Consider the following 18,273-nt stretch of genomic DNA (forward strand, 5'->3'; position numbering starts at 1 on the left):
TTCTCCGCTCCTTCGTCGCTCCGATACTTCGCGAGGACCTCGATGACCACCACCGACACGAAAACCCCTGCGGCAGAGCAGGATTCGGACGCGTCGCTGCGCTGGCGCGGCCTGATGGCCGACAGCAGCGGCGAGGACCTGGTCGACCATGGATCGGCCACCCGCCGCAATGCGCGCGAGCTGCTGGGGTCGCTGCTCGCGCCATACACGAAGCTGATTGCGGCACTCGCCGTGATCGTCGTCATCGAGAACGCCGCCCGCCTGTCGGTGCCGATCCTCGTGCAGTTCGGCATCGACCACGGCATCCCGCCGATCACGCACCACCACGACGCGCACGACCTGCTGGTCATCGTGGCCGTGCTGGTCGGGGTGGTGGCGGTGCAAGCGGCCAGCCGGGTGACCTTCCTGCGACAGTCCGGCCGCATCGGCGAGCTGGCGCTGCTCGACCTGCGGCGCCGCGTGTTCCGGCACTTCCAGAAGCTGGACGTGACGTTCCACGACAAGTTCACCTCCGGGCGGGTGGTCAGCCGCTCGACCAACGACGTCGAGGCGATCCAGGACATGCTGGAGAACGGCTTCGACAGTCTGCTGACCGCCGTGCTCACGCTGATCGGCACGGCAGTCCTGCTGGTGGTGCTCAACGTCGAGCTGGGCCTGATCTGCCTGATCAGCTTCCCGGTGCTGGTCGCGCTGGCGTGGTGGTTCCGCAACGCCTCGCGCAGGACCTACCGAGAGGTCCGCGAGAGCGCCGCGCTGGTCATCGTGCAGTTCGTCGAGACGATGACCGGCATCAAGGCCGTCCAGGCCTACCGGCGCGAGCCGCGCAACCAGGAGATCTTCGAAGAGGTCGCCGACCGCTACCGCGCGATCAACGAGAAGACTTTCCGGCTGGTCGCGATCTTCATGCCCTCGGTCGACCTGGTCGGCAACATCATGACGACCGTCGTGCTGGTGTATGGCGGCTGGCGTGTCCTCGAGGGCCACATGACGGTCGGCGTGCTGACAGCGTTCCTGCTCTACCTGCGGATGTTCTTCGAGCCGATGCAGGACATCACCCAGTTCTTCAACACGTTCCAGTCGGCGTCGTCCGCGCTGGAGAAGCTGGCCGCCGTGCTCGCGACCCAACCGGGCATCGCCGACCCGGAGCAGCCGGTGCAGCTCGGAACAGTTCAGGGCGCAGTCGAATTCGACAATGTCCAGTTCTCCTACGTCGAGGGCAGGCCGGTGCTGCCCGGGCTGGACCTGCACATCCCGGCCGGGCAGACCGTTGCCCTGGTCGGCACGACGGGTGCGGGCAAGACGACGATCGCCAAGCTGATGGCCCGCTTCTACGACCCCGTGTCGGGCGCCGTGCGCCTGGACGGCACCGATCTGCGGGATGTCGACCAGCCCCAGCTGCGCCGGCACGTGGTGATGGTCACGCAGGAGAACTTCATGTTCGAGGGCACCGTCGCCGACAACATCCGCTTCGGCAAGCCGGAGGCGACCGACGCCGAGATCCGCGCCGCCGCGGAAGCCGTCGGCGCCGACCAGTTCATCGGCGAACTGCCGAACGGCTATGACACCGACGTCGCCAAACGCGGCGGGCGGCTGTCGGCGGGTCAGCGGCAACTGGTCGCCTTCGCGCGGGCCTTCCTAGCCGACCCGGCGGTGCTGATCCTGGACGAGGCGACCTCATCGCTGGACATCCCCAGCGAACGCCTGGTGCAACGCGCACTGGAGACAGTGCTCGCCGACCGCACGGCCCTGATCATCGCCCACCGGCTCTCCACGGTGGAGGTCGCCGACCGGGTGCTGGTGCTGGAGCACGGCCGGGTTCTCGAGGACGGATCGCCCGCCGACCTGATCGGCTCAGCGGACGGCAGGTATGCCGCCCTGCACCGCGCCTGGGTGGAGTCACTGGCCTGAGACGCGGCGGCGAGCGATCGTCCCTCGCCTTACTGCTTCAGGAGTCCGAACAGTGCCGGGGCCGGGCTGCCGAGCCCCGTCACCTGGTTGAATCCCGTGCCACAGTACGGCGTCACGAGCGGGATCGGCTGGGAGTCGGCGTTCTGCGCGGCGCACTGTCCCTGGCTGAACAAGTAGGTGGTGCTAGCGGTCGGGAGAACCACTGCCTTGGTGACTCCGGCACCCAGCGGGGTGTCGGTGACCTCGTGGAACCCGGTCGATCCGTAGAGCCCGTAGAGCGTCGGGTTCAAGAATCCGAGCGGGATGCCATGCCGGGACTGTATGACGTTGGCCTCGAGCGCGGCGAACATCGGGGACGCCATGCTCGTCCCGCAGAACGAGCGCGTGTACCATGTCGTGCTCGCTTGCGTCGCCGACTTCGGCAGGTAATAGCCCTCCGGGTAGCCGCCGACGAAGCAGTCGGCCTCCATCGCCACATCAGGTCCGACACGCCGGGCCACGCCGTCGACCACATTGTTGCTCACGACGCCCTCCTGGTACCAGGGCTCGGGCGTCTTCATGACGCCGCCGCCACCCTCGTAGTAATAGAGCGCCGGTCCGGGCGCGGCCGGGTTCCAGCTGTGCGTCTTGGTGTCGAGCGTCGTCCGGGTGTCTGCCCACGGCACCTCCCACTCGTAGTTGCCGTGCTTGCCGATCGCGACGCTCGTCCCGCCGACGATCGTCTCCCACGGGGGTCGCGCATGTAGCCGTTGGGGTCCGAGCTCTTGTCGACCGGCGAGCCCCAGTCACCGGCGGCCTCGTTGACGGTGATGCCTTCCAGCGCGGCACGCTGGAGCACGGGGTTCAGAATGCTGTCCCAGTCGGCGGTGTCACCGATGGACGCGCTGACGACATCGGCGAGGTGGTTGTCGACCACCCTGGTGAGGTCGTCGGCGAAGGGGTCACCGGTGATGGAGCCGTCGCTCCACACGTAGACGAGGTCCGCGTCGGGTGCGAGGCCGTGTACTGCTTCGAGATCGCCGACCCATTCATCGAGGGCCACCGGCGTGCTCTGTTTGCTCGTCGGCTCCAGCCCGATCTGGGTGAGCTGGCCGCTCCTCAGCTGGGGGATCCCGACGAGCTTCGACCACTTCTGGATGCTCGCCTGACCGCCGGTCAGCGGCTCGCCGCCCATGGTCGCGACGGTGACGCCCCTGCCGCTCAGTTTCTTCGGGAACCCGTAGGCGCTGCGCACCTGCGACGGGGTGTACCAGCAGCCGGAGTAGGGCAGATGTGATCCGTAGGCGGGCGGGGCCTGTGTGTCGATCTTCTGCCCGAAGTACTGCGAGCACGGCCTCGGTGCGTGCAGACCGGCCGTGGTCAGCGCGCCGGTCGTGGAGGTGGTCGGGGTGTTGGGCAGCGGGGTGGGCAGGGCTGCGACCTTGATGGGGGAAAGGTTCACTGTGTTCACCACGCTGCCGACGCTCGCGGGCACGCTCATCCGCGACAGCGCGACATAACGAGCCGAACTGCTGCCCGGCGCCCCGGTGGAGCCGATGCGCGCCGCGAGTGCGTGCTCGGCCCGGTTCGCCGGTCCGGTCGCCGTGATCATGAACGGGTCGGTGTGGGTGACTCTGAGGCCCGATGCGGCCAGCCAGCGCCGCACGGCGCTCTGCTGTGCCTTGGTCGCGCCATAGCGCTTCGACACCTGGGCAGCGCTCAGGAACTGCCGGTACGAAGCCGACCCCGGCGTCGAGACCGCCGTGGCCATCGCCTTCATCGCGCTCGCGTCGCGGTTCAGCGAGACGCTGACCCGCAGGTTCGCCGATCCGGCCACCGACCGGCCCGTCGCCGAGACCGGGGTGGAGAGCGAGCGTCGTGCAGCGGCCGCATGGTCGCCGTGCCCAGGGGCCGCCATGGCCGAGGACGTGACGGCGAAACAGCTCGCCAGGACCATTGCTCCGATCGACGCTATGGACGCGTTCTTCCTGTGCCTGCTCAATTTCCGTCTTGACATCTGCGGTTGCCCTCCTTGGATGAGTAGTGCTCTCATGTGGACCGTAGCAACGCGATGTGAAATGGCACTGGTTTCGTGTGCATCGGATTTCGGCGGCGATCGCGCCCGACCGCGGACGGCCCGTCTGCCGGTCGCGGAGGCCCTACGCGTCGCGTCGGGCCGCGGCGATCAGCTCGCGCTCGTCGGCGGGGGAGAGTCCCGCGCGGCGAGTGCGACCCGGTCCGGTCCGCAGCTCCCAGGCGAGGGTGTCGCGAATGGAATCCTCCAGCGGACGGGTGCGCAACCCGGCGGCTCGAGCAGCGGCTGGGATGCGAGTCGCGAATCCGGCATACTCCGGCTGCGGCAGCCAGAGCGGGAAGCTGCGGTCGCCGGCCCAGGGCGCGATCTGGTGTCGCTCGATCCAGTCCTGGTCAACGGCAACTACTGGCCCGGCGTGCCCGGCCACGGATCGCGCGAGCGCGAGATAGTCGGTCAGCGAGCGGTGTTCGCTGGCCGTGGTGAAGACGCCGCCGACCCCACGCTCAACGGACTCCACCAGCCACTGCGCGAGATCGCGGGCATCGATGAGTTGCACCGACGCGTCAGGAGCGTCGGGCACCAGCACCGCGCCGTCCTCGGTGGCCGGGTGTGCGAAGCGCAGCGGCCAGTAGCCGGTGCGGTCGCTCGCGTCGCCCGGTCCGGTGATCAGCCCCGGCCGGGCGATCAGCGCCCGGTCGCCGTATGCCGCGAGCACCGCCTCCTCGCACGCCACCTTGCACTCGCCGTATTTCTCGATCTCGAACTCGCCGGTCCAGGCCGGCAGCAGCGGCGCCGACTCGTCCTGGCCTGGCCGGTCGTCCTGTGCGTAGACCGAGCACGTCGACACGAATGCCCACCGCGCGACCTGGTCACGGAGCGCGTCGACGGCGCCACGTGCGTGCGCCGGTCGGCTGGTGACGTCGATCGCGGCGTCAAAATCACCCGTCAGTGCCGAATACGCTTGCGGATCATCACGATCCCCGGCGACCAGCTCGGCTCCTTCCGGGACGGGCCGCGTGCCGCGCGCCATACACACGACCTCGTGGTCACGGGCGAGCGCCGCCCGCACGATCTCGCCGCCGAGCCACGCCGTCCCACCGAGAACCAGAAATCGCATGCTGCCATGATCGTCCCGTTCTCGCGACCGTCGCGCCTTCGGGACGAATTTCGCGCCGGATCGCATCCCGAAAGCTCGACCGTCGCGCCTTGGGGACACCGACGCCGCCCGCACGCCATACGAAACGCTCCGCGCGGGCGACGCGTGGACAGTTAGGGTCGATGTATGGAGCGGCGGATCTTCGGCATCGAGAACGAATACGGCGTCACGTGCACGTTCGACGGGCAGCGCCGGCTCACCCCCGACGAGGTGGCCCGCTACCTCTTCCGCAAGGTCGTCTCGTGGGGCCGCTCCTCGAATGTCTTCCTGGGCAACGGTTCCCGGCTATACCTGGACGTCGGCAGCCATCCCGAATACGCCACCCCGGAGTGCGACGACGTGCGGGAGGCCGTCATCCACGACAAGGCGGGGGAGCGGATCATCGAGGGCCTGGTCGAGGACGCGCAGACACGACTCACCGAGGAAGGCGTCGAAGGCAAGATCTTCGTCTTCAAGAACAACACCGACTCGGCCGGCAACTCCTACGGCTGCCACGAGAACTACCTGATCGGCCGCGCGGGCGAGTTCCAGCAGGTCTCCGACATCCTCATCCCGTTCCTCGTCAGCCGCCAGATCACCTGCGGCGCCGGCAAAATCGCCGTGCTCGGGCACAAGCCGACCTTCTGCGTCAGCCAGCGCGCCGATCACATCTGGGAGGGCGTCAGCAGCGCCACCACCCGGTCACGGCCGATCATCAACACCCGCGACGAGCCCCACGCGGACGCCGAGCGGTTCCGCCGGCTGCACGTCATCGTGGGCGACAGCAACATGAGCGAGACCACCACGATGCTCAAGCTCGGCTCGGCGCACCTCGTGCTGCGGATGATCGAGGACGGTGTCGCGATGCGTGACCTGAGCCTGGAGAATCCGATCCGCGCGATCCGCGAGATCAGCCACGACATCACCGGGCGGGCGCCCGTGCGCCTGGCGAACGGACGCGAGCTGTCCGCGCTGCAGATGCAGACCGAATACTTCGAGCGGGCGAGGGCGTATGTCGACAGTCATGCCATCACCGACGACCTCACCAAACGGATCATGGATCTATGGGAGCGCACGCTCACCGCAATCGATACCGACGACCTCAGCCTGGTCGACACCGAGATCGACTGGGTCATCAAGCACAAGCTGCTCGACCAGTATTCCGCGAAACACGGTCTGGCACTTGACGATCCGCGCATGCTGCAGCTCGATCTGACCTACCACGACATCAACCGCGAACGCGGCCTGTTCTACCTGCTGCAACGCCGCGGCAAGGCGGCCCGGGCCTGCTCCGACGTCGAGATCTTCGAGGCGAAGACCTTCCCGCCCCAGACGACACGGGCGAAGCTGCGCGGCGACTTCATCCGCGCCGCGCAGGCGGCCCGCCGCGACTTCACCGTCGACTGGGTGCATCTGAAACTCAACGACCAGGCGCAGCGGACGGTGCTGGTGAAGGACCCGTTCAGCGCCAGCGACCAGCGCGTCGACCGCCTCGTCGACGGTATGTAGCCAGCCCCGGCCGGCCCCCACCCACAGCGGCTTTGGTTATGGTGGCGCCCGGTCATCCATTTCCCAGTGTCTCCATGAGGTTCTTCGACGTGCGCCGTTTCCCGCTCCGCCTGCTCGCGGCAGGCACCCTTCCCGTGCTCTTCCTCGCCGGGTGCGGCAGTAGCAGCTCCAACGCAAGTTCCGCATCGAAGACTGCGACCAAGTCCGCGACGACCTCGGCGAGCGCGACACCGACTGGCCCCTATACGGTCCCCGCGGCGGACGTCTCCCCGATGAGCGCCATCCAGGTCACGACGCCGTCCGGGGAGAGCCCGACCGTCAAGCTCGGCAAGAAGCCGTTCCAGGTGAACCAGACGACGACGGACGTGAAAACTCAGGGCTCGGGTGCTGTCGTCGCCGCCGACAATCTGGTCTCGGTCAGCTACGTCGCCGTCGACGGGGCGTCCGGCAAGACACTCGCCGACACGTTCGCGAACACCGCGGGCCCGATGTACCTCAAGGACCCGACCCAGCTGCCCGGCCTGGTCAAGTCGATCTCCGGCAAGAAGGTCGGCACCGTCGAGACCGTCGCCATACCGCCGGCGGACGCATTCGGCGACGAGGGAAACACCCAGCTCGGGGTGACCCGCAAGGACACCATCGTCCTCTACCTGAAGATCAACAGCACGAGCCCGAACCTCGCACACGGCACCGCCGTCGCGCCCCAGAAGGGCCTGCCGACCGTGAAGTGGAACGGCGTCGACAAACCGGCCACGATCACCATGCCCAACAGCGCCGCGCCCAAGAAGCTCGAAGTCGCCAACCTGATCAACGGCGACGGCGCGACGGTGAAGAAAGGCCAGACCCTCTACGCGCTCTACACCGGCGTCATCTGGGCGAACGGCAAGGCGGGCAAGGTCTTCGACTCGACCGGCAACACCGGTCGCTACGGCGTGCCCGCCAGCTTCGTCATCGGCAAGGGCCAGGTCATCCCGGGCTGGGACAAGGCGCTGGTCGGCAAGAAGGTGGGCGACCGCGTGGAGATCGTTATCCCGCCGGCCGACGGCTACGGCAGCAAGGGCAACGCCCAGGGCGGCATCAAGGGCACCGACACCCTGGTCTTCGTCGTCGACATCGTCGCCGTCGGCTGACCGCCATCCATCTTCGAAAGACACGAGGTAGCAATGCCGTTCGACCCGAACACCACCAAGCCGGAGATCGACTTCCCGGGTGCTGAACCGCCCGCAGAGCTGATGATCGAGGACCTCACCGTCGGCGACGGCGCCGAGGCGCAGGCCGGCGACCAGATCAAGGCGCACTACGTCGGCGTCGCGTGGTCGACCGGCGAGGAGTTCGACGCGTCCTGGAACCGCGGCGCGCCGCTGGACTTCCAGGTCGGCGTCGGCCAGGTCATTGCCGGCTGGGACCTGGGCATCGTGGGCATGAAGGCCGGCGGGCGGCGCAAGCTCGTCATACCCCCGCACCTGGCGTATGGCGAGCGGGGTGCCGGTGGCGCGATCGGCCCGAACGAGACGCTGATCTTCGCGGTCGACCTGGTCTCGACCAGCAAGCCGGGAGCAGGGCGCGCCTTCGGGCTCGGCTGAGCACCCGGGCCCGCTACGGTGGCGGCCATGCAGCCTGCGCCGGCACCGCGACACGCTCCCGAGTCGTTCGACCTCGGCTTGCAGTCGGGAGAGAGCACCGGCGAGAGTTCGCTCACCGTCGTCATCGCGCTGGCCGCCAACCTGCTGGTCGCCATTGCCAAGACGATCGCCGCGCTGATCACCGCGTCGGCGTCGCTCGTCGCGGAGGCCGCCCACTCCTGGGCGGACACCGGCAACGAGGTCTTCTTGCTGATCGCGGACAAGCGGTCGCGCAAGCCGGCGGACCCGAGGCACCCGTTCGGGTTCGGCCGCGAGGCGTACGTGTGGTCGCTCTTCGCGGCGCTCGGTCTCTTCGTCGCCGGCGCCGCGGTGTCCATCTGGCACGGTGTGCAGGAGTTGATCCACCCGGAAGCCGCCAGTGATTTCCTGATCGGCTACATCGTGCTCGCCATCTCCTTCGTGCTGGAGGGTGTCTCCTTCCTGCAGTCGGTGCGCCAGGCGCGTGCCGAGGCGCGCCACTACGACCGCGAGTTGCTCGAACACGTGCTGGCGACGTCCGACCCGACGCTGCGGGCCGTGTTCGCCGAGGACGCCGCGGCGCTCACCGGCCTGGTGCTCGCCGCGGCAGGTCTCGGATTGCACCAGATCACCGGGTCGCCGACCCCTGACTCGGTAGGCTCCATCCTCGTCGGCTGCGTGCTCGCCGTCGTCGCGGTGATCCTGATCAGGCGCAACATCGGTTTCCTGGTCGGCGAGGAGGTGTCCGCCGACGTCCGCGCTGCCGCGCTGCGCAGCCTGCTCGCCCAGCACGAGGTCGCCCGCGTGACCTACCTGCGGCTGGAGTTCGTCGGGCCGCGGCGGGTCTATCTGGTCGGCGACGTCGACCTCACCGGCGACGTCGCCGAGCACCTGGTCGCCGAACGGCTGCGCGCACTCGAGGCCAAGGTCGCCGCAAGCCCGGTCGTGGCGGGCGCCATACTCAGCCTCTCCGCACCCGACGAACCGTCACTGACCCCGGATGAGCCACACCCGCGGTAAGCCTGGTCGTACATTCGTCCGCACATGAGATAGCGTCGTCACCATGGCCAACTCACCCGCCGCGAAGACCGAGCGGCTGCTCAACCTGGTGATCTGCCTGCTCTACACCCGCCAGCCGCTGGCCAAGGCGCGCATTCGCGACGCGGTGCCGCAGTATGGCGAGGCGGCCTCCGATGAGGCCTTCGACCGGATGTTCGAGCGTGACAAGGACGAGCTGCGCGAGCTCGGCATACCGCTGCGGATGGAGCCCCTCGACCCGCTCTTCGACGACGAGTCCGGCTACCGCATCGACCGGCGCGAATACGCGCTGCCGGAGCTGTCCTTCGAGCCGGACGAGTTCGCCGTGCTCGGCCTGGCGAGCCGCACCTGGCAGCAGGCCAGCCTGGCCGGCGCCGCCGCGACGGCGCTGCGCAAGCTGGAGGCTGCGGAAGTGGAGCGAGACGTCAACTCGGTGGTTGGCCTGGAGCCGCGCATCCACACCACTGAGCCGGCCTTCAACACCGTCAAGGACGCGGTGCTGCGCCGCCAGGGCATCAGCTTCGCCTACCGCAAGGCCCACGGCGAGGCCAGCCAGCGCCGGCTGCAGCCGTGGAGTGTCGCCAACTGGCACGGCCGCTGGTACGTCACCGGTTTCGACCTCGACCGGCAGGCGCCCCGAGTCTTCCGGCTTGGCCGCATCGAGGGTGCCGTCAAACGCGTCGGCAAGCCTGGCGCGTATGACGTCCCCGCCGGTCACGACCCCATCGCGATGATCGACGGCCCGGAGACGCCACCTGCCGAGGCCGTCGTGCTCGTCCACGAACATGCCGGGAACATCCTGCGCCGCAGGGCACACGACTCGGCCGATGCAGACGATGGGCGCACGCGCCTGACGCTGCGCTACACCGACCCTGGCGTGCTCGCCGACGAGATCGCCGGTTTCGGCCCGGCGGTGCAGGTGCTGTCACCACCCGAACTCGCAGCCGCCGTCGTGCGGCGCCTGCGCGGCGCACTCGACCGCAACGGAGCCGCGTGATGGCCACCCCCGAGAGCGCCACCGCGCGACTGGGCCGGCTGCTGACGATGGTGCCGTGGCTGGTCAACCGCCAGGGCATCGACATCGCCGAGGCCGCCAAGGAGCTCGGGGTGACCACTGCCCAGGTGGAGGCCGATCTGGCGTTGCTCTTCGTCTGCGGCACGCCCGGCCACCTGCCCGACGACCTCATCGAGGCCGAGTGGGAGGAGGGCCGGGTCTTCCTGCGCAACGCCGACACCATCGCGCGCCCGCTACGCCTCGGCCTGGACGAGGCCACCGCGCTCATCGCCGGGCTGCGCACCCTCGCCGCGGTGCCCGGCCTGGACGAGCGCGACGCGGTCGACCGGGCGCTCGCGAAGCTGGTCGAGGCGGCCGGCGACCTCGGAGGCGCCACCGACCGGGTGCGGATCGCACTGGAGGACGAGGTGCCTTCCGAGACACTGGCGACCGTGCGAGCCGCCGTGGCTGCGCACCGAAGGCTGCACCTGGTCTATGTCGTGCCGTCCCGCGATGAGACCACCGAGCGCGACGTCGACCCGATGCGGGTGGTGTCGCTCGACGGCAACTGGTATCTCGAGGGCTGGTGTCACCGCGCGCAGGACGTGCGGCTCTTCCGCCTCGACCGGGTCGCGTCCGTCGAGCTGCTGGACGAGGACGGCACGCCGCCGACCGGCGCCCGGCCGCGTGACCTCGACGCCGGTCTGTTCACCCCGGGTCCGGACGACCTGTCCGCGACCGTCGAGCTGCAGCCCGACGCCACCTGGGTCGTCGACTACTACCCGGCGACGGACGTCGAACGTCGGAGTGACGGCGTGCTGACGGTCTCGTTCCGGACCGCCGACCTGCGCTGGCTGCGTCAGCTCGTATGGCGCCTCGGCGGCTCGGCCCGTGTCGTCGCACCGGAGTCGCTGCGCGCCGAAATCGCCGATGGAGCTCGCGCGGCGCTGGCGGCATACGAGGACTGATCCGGCGATGCAGTGGTGGCAATGGGTGCTGCTGTGGCTGGTGCTCGCGGTGCTCGGCACGGTGTATGTCGGCCGGCGACTCTGGAGGCTGTGGAAACCGTTGAAACTGTTCGGGATCGAGCTCGCACTCGCCCAGGAGCGGCTCGCCGAGGTGGAGGCCAGGGTCGGTGAGCTGGAGCAGCAGCTGCTCACGGTCGATGACCTGGCGGTGCTGCGCGATCCGGCCGAACTGCGCCGGATCCGCGCCGACCTGGTCGCGCGCCGACGCGCCGAGCGCGCGGCACACCGCAGGTCGCGACGCCCCGAGTGGGCGAATCACGTAGAGTGGTGAAAACAGTGCGAGCGTTGGTCTTCGCCTGCACTCAACCCAACAGGAGCTGGTTATGTTTCGTGGAGCCATCGAGCCGTGGCACATTCTCATCCTCGTGCTCATCGTGGTCATCCTCTTCGGCTGGAAGAAGCTGCCCGATGCGGCACGCAGCCTGGGCCGCTCGGCCCGAATCCTGAAGAGCGAACTCGGCGACGACAACGCGACGAAGAGCTCCGCCTCCAACCAGACTGTGCCGGGCCAGACCCAGCCGCCGGCCGGCGCCGCACCCGGTGAGGCTCCGATCCCGGGCGCTGCGCCCTACCAGCAGCAGGGTCAGCCGACCGCGCAGGGATACCCGCAGCAGGGCTTCCCCCAGCAGCCCCAGCAGGGTTACCCCCAGCAGGGTTACCCTCAGCAGCAGCCGCAGGGTTACTCCCAGCCGAACCCCGGCTTCCCCCAGGCCCCGCAGGGTGACCAGCAGGCTCCCGCCGGTTACCCCCAGCAGGGCAGCAACCAGGGCAACGGCAACTGATCGACGTCCCGCTCGGGACCCGCGGCGCAGGACGACATACGACACATGGCCTTGTTGAGGCGTAAGGACAATCCCGAAGCGCGGATGTCCCTCGGCGATCACTTCCGCGAGTTTCGTCGGCGTGCGCTCATCTCGGCGATCGCGATCGTCATCGGCGCGTGCATCGCCTGGGCCTACTACAACACCATCTACGGCTGGGTTGAGGAGCCGCTGCGCGCAGTCCAGCAGCGGCATCACCGCTCGGTCGTCGGCCTCAACTTCGGCAACGGCGGGGTGTCCGAGCCGTTCACCATCAAGCTGAAGATCTCGCTGTGGAGTGGCGCGCTCCTGGCCTGCCCGATCTGGCTCTGGCAGATCTGGGCGTTCCTCGCGCCGGGGTTGACCAAGAAGGAGAAGCGGGTCAGCCTGCTGTTCGTGTCGGCGGCGGTGCCGTTGTTCGCGTTGGGCTGCTACGTCTCGCATTTCGCGATCACCAACGCCGTCGACTTCCTGATGGGCAGCACCCCGGAGGTCAAGGGCAACGAGCCGTACAACCTGACCGACGCGCAGAAATACGTCAGCTTCGTCATCAAGTTCGTCGTCGCCTTCGGCTTCGCCTTCCTGCTGCCGGTCTTTCTCGTCGGACTCAACCAGATCCGCGTCTTCCCGGGCCGCGTCATGCTCAAGGGCTGGCGGGTCGCGGTGATGGTGATCGGGGTCTTCTCCGCGGTGATGAGCCCGGCGCCGGATGCCTGGTCGATGCTGGCGCTGATGGTCCCGATGATCATCCTCTACTTCGCAGCGTGCGTGATGTGCCTCTTCCTCGACAAGCGCCGAGCCACCCGTGAGGACAAGGAGCGCACCGGCTGGCTCGACGTGCCGGACGACGAAAAATCCGAACTCTGATGCGGAGCGGCGGTTTCGACTCGACGCACGCTGAGCACTTCGCGCAGGACTACGACTTCCCGTTCGACGACTTCCAGCAGCGGGGGATCGCTGCGGTGCAGGCCGGCCGCGGCGTGCTGGTCGCCGCGCCGACCGGGGCCGGCAAGACGATCGTGGGGGAGTTCGCGGCATACCTTGCGCTGCACACCGGCCGCAAGACCTTCTACACCACCCCGATCAAGGCCTTGTCCAACCAGAAGTATGCCGACCTCGTCGCGCGCCACGGCGCCGAGAACGTCGGTCTGCTGACCGGTGACTCCTCGATCAACGGGGAGGCGCCGGTGGTGGTGATGACCACCGAAGTGCTGCGCAACATGATCTATGCCGGCTCGGCCACGCTCACCGGGCTCGGCTTCGTCGTGATGGACGAGGTGCATTACCTCGCCGACCGGTTCCGTGGCGCGGTCTGGGAGGAGATCATCGTCATGCTCGCCCCGTCGGTGCAGCTGGTCTCGCTGTCCGCGACGGTGAGCAACGCCGAGGAGTTCGGTGACTGGTTGCGCGAAGTCCGCGGCGACACCGAGGTGATCGTCGAAGAACACCGGCCGGTGCCGCTCTGGCAGCAGATGATGGTCGGACCGGCGCTGCTCGACCTGTTTGCCGACGACGGCGACAGCGAGCACCTCACGGTCAATCCGCTGCTGCTGCGCCGCATCGACCAGCTGACCGCCGAACGCCGGGACCAGCGGCACGGCCGCCGCGAGGACGCCGGTGCGCCGCGCGGCCGCCGTGGCCGCATCCGCGGGACGGCCGACAGAGGGCCGGTGCGGACCGGCCGCCCGAGCCGTGGGCCGAGCCGGCCCCAGGTGATCGACGCGCTCGACAAGGACGGGCTGCTACCGGCGATCACGTTCGTCTTCAGCCGGGTCGGCTGCGAGAGTGCCGTGGGCCAGCTGCTCGCCTGGGGCACCCGGCTGATCAGCGAGCGGGAAGGCGCCGCGGTCCGCCGACTGGTCGAGGAACGGATCTCCGGGCTGCCCGAGGACGACCTCGCCGTGCTCGGCTACTACGACTTCGTGGAGGGCCTCAGCCGTGGCTTCGCAGCGCACCACGCTGGCATGCTGCCGACCTTCCAGGAGATCGTCGAGGAACTCTTCACCGACGGGCGCATCCAGGCGATCTTCGCCACCGAGACGCTCGCCCTCGGCATCAACATGCCGGCCCGCACCGTCGTCCTGGAGCGCCTGGTCAAATACAACGGCGAGACGCACGCGGACATCACCCCGGCCGAATACACCCAGCTGACCGGACGCGCAGGCCGGCGCGGCATCGACCACGAAGGCAACGCCGTCGTGCTGTGGACACCTGGCGTCGACCCGCACGAGGTGGCCGGTCTCGCCTCCACCCGCACCTACCCGTTGCGTTCGTCCTTCGTGCCGACGTCCAACATGGCGGTCAACCTGGTCGACCAGGTCGGCCGGGCGCGCGCGGGTCAGATCCTCGAGCAGTCGTTCGCGCAGTTCCAGGCGGACCGGTCGGTGGTTGGGACGGCTCGCGCCATCCGACGCGGCGAGGAAGCCCTCGAAGGGTATGCCGAGGCGATGCGCTGTCACCTGGGCGACTTCGCCGGATACGCAGCGCTGCGAAGGCAACTCACCGATCTGGAGAAGTCCGCGGCCAAGCAGCGCTCGGCGAGCCGGCGCGCTGCTGCGGCAGTGTCGCTGCAGGAGCTGCAGCCGGGCGACATCATTCGAGTCCCCGAGGGGCGCCGCTCGGGGTACGCCGTCGTCATACCAGGCACGCGAGGAAAACGTTCCGCCGACGACATTGTCTCCGTCGTCAACGGCGACGGCCAGTTGCGCCGAATCACCGCTACAGATGTCAGCGAGGTGGTCACTCCGGTCGGTCGCATCGCGATCCCGCGGCTGTTCCAGAGCCGGTCGCCGCGTGCGCGGCGCGATCTGGCCTCCAGCATGCGGAACAAGATCCGCGACGAGCCGCCGCCCAGTCCCGCCGAGCTGCTCGCGGCGACGGACGCCGACCAGCAGGACACGACCGCCGAGACCGACCGCCTCAAGCGCGCGTTGCGCGAGCACCCCTGCCACGACTGCCCCTACCGCGAGCAGCACGCACGCTGGGCGGAGCGCTGGTGGAAGCTGCGCCGGGAGACCGACGGCCTGCAACGCCAGGTTGAGCGTCGCACCCACTCGGTCTCGCGCACCTTCGACCGGATCTGCGACCTGCTGGCCGAGCTCGGCTATCTCGGCCATGACGGCACCACGGTGACCGATCAGGGCCGGATACTGCAGCGCATCTATGCCGAGAAGGACCTGCTCGCGGCCGAGTGCCTCCAGCACGACGTATGGCGCCGGCTCGATCCGCCGTCGCTGGCCGCCGTGGTGTCGGCCCTCGTCTACGAAGCGCGCCGCGACACCGGGGGAGAGGCGCCGAAGATCCCCGGTGACCAGACACGTGACGCACTGGCCGAGATGCGCGACCTCGCCGCCAGCCTGCAGGAGTCCCAGCGGCGTCTCGGCCTCACCCCGATGGCCGACCTCGACGCCGGTATGACGTGGGTGATGCATCGCTGGGCGAGCGGCGGGCGGCTGGAGACCGTGCTGCGCGACAGCGACCTGTCCGCCGGTGACTTCGTCCGGCGGTGCAAGCAGGTCGTCGACCTGCTCGGCCAGATCGCCGACGCGACCTCGCACGACGTGCTCCGGCGCACCGCACGGGCCGCGATCGACCAGGTAATGCGGGGCGTCGTGGCGGCGGACCGGCTCGACTAGCCGACTTCATGGCAGGATGCCGACATGGCGTTCTCGGCAAAGCACCTCGCGCGCGGCGAGCAGATCGATCTCGAAATGCGCACGCACATCAAGGCGATCTCCTTCCCGCTGCTGATCGCCGTGGTCACGGTGGTGATCGCTCTCGCGGGCTCGATCTGGTTCAGCGAGAAGGGCTGGTCCGGCTGGCTGACCCTCGCCCTGTGGATCCTCGCAGTCATCGTGCTGTGCGCATTCGTGCTGCTGCCGGTGCTGCGCTGGCTGACCACGATCTACGTCATCACCAACCGGCGGCTGATCACCCGGCGCGGCATCGTCAACAAGTCCGGACGCGACATCCCGCTCTACCGCATCAACGACGTGTCCTACGAGAAGTCGCTGCTGGACCGGATTTTCGGCTGCGGCACCCTCGTCATCCACGACGCTACGGAACAGGCCGGTGTCCGCCTGCACGACGTTCCGCACGTCGAGGAGGTGCAGGTCCGGCTGAACGAGCTGCTCTTCCAGCACGACGACGGTGGCGACGACGACGGCACCTTCCCGCCGGGCGACCCGAGGTCGCCGCACCGCTGAGCCGCTCAGCCGAGCTGCAGAGCGCTCACCACGCGCTCGACCGGTGACCGCAGGTCGTGCTCCTGCGTCAGCCGCTGCAACGTGTCCGGATCCGCGATCCGGACCGGCAGCGCCGGGTCGAAAGCGGCCGGCAGCTCGATGTCCTTGACGACCTCCACCACCCGCGGCGCCGCGTCCAGGTAGTCACTCGCGGCCTCCAGGCGCGTCCGCTGGGCACCCTTGAGGGCCGGGTCGCCCGAGTCGATCGCCGCACGCAGCGACGCCAGGTCGCCGTACCGGCCGATCAGCGTCGCTGCCGTCTTCTCGCCGATGCCCGCGACGCCGGGCAGCCCGTCGCTGCTGTCCCCGCGCAGCACGGCCATGTCGGCGTATGCCGACCCCGACGCCACGCCGTACTTGCGCTCCAGATAGGCCTCGTCGACCACGTCCGGAGCGCGCACGCCGCCCTTCGCCGTGTAGAGCACCCGCACACTCTGGGCGTCGTCGACCAGCTGGAACAGGTCACGATCGCCGGTCACCACATCCACCTGCGCCCGGCCGTGGGCGCCCACGGCCAGGGTGCCGATGACGTCGTCCGCCTCGTAGCCGTCGACGCCCAGCCGGGTCAGCCCGATGGCAGCCAGCACCTCGACGATCACCGGCACCTGCGGAGTGAGATTCTCCGGCGACTCCTCGACGCCGTCGGTGCCCTGCACCATCCGGTGCGTCTTGTATGACGCGAGCGCCTCGACCCGGAACGCCGGCCGCCAGTCGTTGTCCCAGCACGCCACCAGCTCGGTCGGCCGGTGATCGGTGACCAGTGTGGCGATCATGTCGAGGAACCCGCGAATCGCGTTGTTCGGCAATGCATCCGGCGTCGCCCTCCGATCGGGCACACCGTAGAACGCCCGGAAGTAGAGGCTCGCCGAGTCGAGCAGCATGAGTCGTCGTGGCATACAGCACATGCTGGCACGACTCGGGCGCCGGTTGACGCAGCGTCGGCGGAGTGCTGTTCTACAGTGCGCACATGGAGGAACTCGACCGGCGGATCGCGTCGTTGCTGGCGCAGGACGGCCGGCTCAGCTACACCGATCTTGGCCGGGCGACCGGCCTGTCGACGTCCGCGGTCCACCAGCGGGTGCGCCGACTGGAGGAGCGTGGCGTCATCCGCGGCTACCGCGCGGTCATCGACCACGAAGCTGCCGGCGTGCCGCTGACTGCGCTCGTCTCGGTCACGCCCTTCGACCCGTCGGCGCCGGACGACATACCCGACCGGCTGCGGGGACTGACCGCGATCGAGTCCTGTTTCTCGGTCGCCGGTGACGAGAATTACGTGCTCAAGGTCCGCGTCGGCGGACCCGGCGAGCTCGAGGTGCTGCTCGGCGAGATCCGCGCCGCCGCCGCTGTCACCACCCGCACGACCGTCGTGCTCAGCACACCCTGGGAGGACCGCACCCCGCTCGCCGAATGAGCCGGTGTCCCCATGCACCCGCTCAGCGAGTCACCGCCGCAAGGCGCCCGGAGGTCAGCCGCACCAGATCCGCCGGCGCGAGTTCGACATCGAGGCCGCGGCGCCCGCCGCTGACCAGGACGGTGCCGTGGCCGGCTGCCGACGCGTCCACGACTGTGAGCAGCGCTCGCTTCTGGCCCAGCGGACTAATACCGCCCACCAGGTAACCCGTCGTCCGCTCGGCGACTCCGGAGTCGGCGAGCACCGCGCGTTTGCAATCGATCTCGCGGGCCAGCGCCCGCAGGTCCAGCTGCGCACCGACCGGCACCACGGCGACGACCAGCCCCTTGTCCACGCTGCGGTCGGTCTGCACCACAAGCGTCTTGAAGACGCGGCCGGGAGCGACGCCAAGCACTTGCGCGGCTTCCAGCCCGAACGACTCCGCACCCGGGTCATGCTCGAACTCGTGGACGGCGAAGGCAACGCCCGACCGGCTGAGCAGATTGAGGGCGGGCGTCCCGCCCGGCTGCCTGGTATGACGTCTCGACACGGTTACATCATCTCGCTCGGCGTGTTGCCCACGACACGCCGGGCGGCCGGGAATATATTCGC

At 68.9% G+C, this 18,273-nt stretch carries 18 protein-coding genes; 13 read left to right on the forward strand and 5 right to left on the reverse strand.

Annotated features, from left to right (window positions below; translation table 11 throughout):
- Positions 1-42 precede the first annotated feature (42 nt).
- The gene (locus tag EFY87_RS04140) at positions 43-1,908 is read left to right on the forward strand and encodes an ABC transporter ATP-binding protein (protein WP_181445432.1); all 1,866 of its coding nucleotides are present in this window, start codon (positions 43-45) and stop codon (positions 1,906-1,908) included.
- A 29-nt stretch (positions 1,909-1,937) separates the two neighbouring features.
- Here the strand turns inward: EFY87_RS04140 and EFY87_RS04145 are convergent, their stop codons facing one another.
- The 3 genes from EFY87_RS04145 to EFY87_RS04155 all read right to left on the reverse strand — a co-directional run bounded on the left by EFY87_RS04145 (position 1,938) and on the right by EFY87_RS04155 (position 5,039).
- Entirely contained in the window at positions 1,938-2,468 is a 531-nt protein-coding gene (locus EFY87_RS04145) for a S8/S53 family peptidase (protein ID WP_123270172.1), read from the reverse strand.
- Complete coding sequence (locus EFY87_RS04150; RefSeq protein WP_158607502.1) at positions 2,465-3,844, reverse strand: protease pro-enzyme activation domain-containing protein; 1,380 nt, start codon at positions 3,842-3,844, stop codon at positions 2,465-2,467. Before EFY87_RS04150 ends, EFY87_RS04145 begins: the two co-directional genes overlap by 4 nt.
- Before the next feature lie 202 nt (positions 3,845-4,046).
- Positions 4,047-5,039 carry an NAD-dependent epimerase/dehydratase family protein gene (locus EFY87_RS04155; RefSeq protein WP_123270248.1) on the reverse strand — a complete coding sequence of 331 codons (993 nt, stop codon included), beginning with the start codon at positions 5,037-5,039 and terminating at the stop codon, positions 4,047-4,049.
- Between the two features lie 165 nt (positions 5,040-5,204).
- Between EFY87_RS04155 and pafA the strand changes: the two genes are divergently transcribed.
- The 11 genes from pafA to EFY87_RS04210 all read left to right on the forward strand — a co-directional run bounded on the left by pafA (position 5,205) and on the right by EFY87_RS04210 (position 16,232).
- Positions 5,205-6,566 (forward strand): Pup--protein ligase, encoded by a 1,362-nt coding sequence (gene pafA / locus EFY87_RS04160; protein WP_123270174.1) that lies wholly within the window; start codon positions 5,205-5,207, stop codon positions 6,564-6,566.
- A gap of 74 nt (positions 6,567-6,640) precedes the next feature.
- Positions 6,641-7,696, forward strand: coding sequence for an FKBP-type peptidyl-prolyl cis-trans isomerase (locus EFY87_RS21095; protein ID WP_158607503.1), 1,056 nt, complete (start codon positions 6,641-6,643; stop codon positions 7,694-7,696).
- Between the two features lie 33 nt (positions 7,697-7,729).
- Complete coding sequence (locus EFY87_RS04170; protein ID WP_123270176.1) at positions 7,730-8,149, forward strand: FKBP-type peptidyl-prolyl cis-trans isomerase; 420 nt, start codon at positions 7,730-7,732, stop codon at positions 8,147-8,149.
- A 27-nt stretch (positions 8,150-8,176) separates the two neighbouring features.
- Entirely contained in the window at positions 8,177-9,187 is a 1,011-nt protein-coding gene (locus EFY87_RS04175) for a cation diffusion facilitator family transporter (RefSeq protein ID WP_123270177.1), read from the forward strand.
- Positions 9,188-9,230: 43 nt separating this feature from the next.
- On the forward strand, positions 9,231-10,202 hold the full coding sequence (locus EFY87_RS04180; protein ID WP_123270178.1) for a helix-turn-helix transcriptional regulator: 972 nt from the start codon (positions 9,231-9,233) through the stop codon (positions 10,200-10,202).
- Positions 10,202-11,167, forward strand: coding sequence for a helix-turn-helix transcriptional regulator (locus EFY87_RS04185; RefSeq protein ID WP_123270179.1), 966 nt, complete (start codon positions 10,202-10,204; stop codon positions 11,165-11,167). The genes EFY87_RS04180 and EFY87_RS04185 overlap by 1 nt, the downstream gene beginning before the upstream one ends.
- 7 nt (positions 11,168-11,174) lie before the next feature.
- A complete protein-coding gene (locus tag EFY87_RS04190) occupies positions 11,175-11,498 on the forward strand; it encodes a hypothetical protein (protein ID WP_123270180.1) in 324 nt (107 codons plus the stop codon).
- A gap of 52 nt (positions 11,499-11,550) precedes the next feature.
- The gene (gene tatA / locus EFY87_RS04195; RefSeq protein WP_123270181.1) at positions 11,551-12,009 is read left to right on the forward strand and encodes a Sec-independent protein translocase subunit TatA; all 459 of its coding nucleotides are present in this window, start codon (positions 11,551-11,553) and stop codon (positions 12,007-12,009) included.
- Between the two features lie 45 nt (positions 12,010-12,054).
- The gene (gene tatC / locus EFY87_RS04200; RefSeq protein WP_245988386.1) at positions 12,055-12,894 is read left to right on the forward strand and encodes a twin-arginine translocase subunit TatC; all 840 of its coding nucleotides are present in this window, start codon (positions 12,055-12,057) and stop codon (positions 12,892-12,894) included.
- Positions 12,894-15,662: a DEAD/DEAH box helicase gene (locus EFY87_RS04205; RefSeq protein WP_123270183.1), complete on the forward strand. Its 2,769-nt coding sequence runs from the start codon at positions 12,894-12,896 to the stop codon at positions 15,660-15,662. Before tatC ends, EFY87_RS04205 begins: the two co-directional genes overlap by 1 nt.
- Before the next feature lie 24 nt (positions 15,663-15,686).
- Complete coding sequence (locus EFY87_RS04210; RefSeq protein ID WP_123270184.1) at positions 15,687-16,232, forward strand: PH domain-containing protein; 546 nt, start codon at positions 15,687-15,689, stop codon at positions 16,230-16,232.
- 5 nt (positions 16,233-16,237) lie between these two features.
- Here the strand turns inward: EFY87_RS04210 and EFY87_RS04215 are convergent, their stop codons facing one another.
- On the reverse strand, positions 16,238-17,176 hold the full coding sequence (locus tag EFY87_RS04215; RefSeq protein ID WP_425459347.1) for a 5'-3' exonuclease: 939 nt from the start codon (positions 17,174-17,176) through the stop codon (positions 16,238-16,240).
- Positions 17,177-17,238: 62 nt separating this feature from the next.
- Here EFY87_RS04215 and EFY87_RS04220 point away from each other — a divergent pair, with 62 nt between their 5' ends.
- Positions 17,239-17,682 (forward strand): Lrp/AsnC family transcriptional regulator, encoded by a 444-nt coding sequence (locus EFY87_RS04220; protein WP_123270249.1) that lies wholly within the window; start codon positions 17,239-17,241, stop codon positions 17,680-17,682.
- Positions 17,683-17,704: 22 nt separating this feature from the next.
- Here EFY87_RS04220 and ybaK read toward each other — a convergent pair whose 3' ends face one another.
- Positions 17,705-18,211: a Cys-tRNA(Pro) deacylase gene (ybaK, locus tag EFY87_RS04225; RefSeq protein WP_123270186.1), complete on the reverse strand. Its 507-nt coding sequence runs from the start codon at positions 18,209-18,211 to the stop codon at positions 17,705-17,707.
- Positions 18,212-18,273 lie beyond the last annotated feature (62 nt).

The sequence above is a fragment of the Flexivirga caeni genome (genome assembly GCF_003724155.1).
Taxonomy (GTDB): Bacteria; Actinomycetota; Actinomycetes; order Actinomycetales; family Dermatophilaceae; genus Flexivirga; species Flexivirga caeni.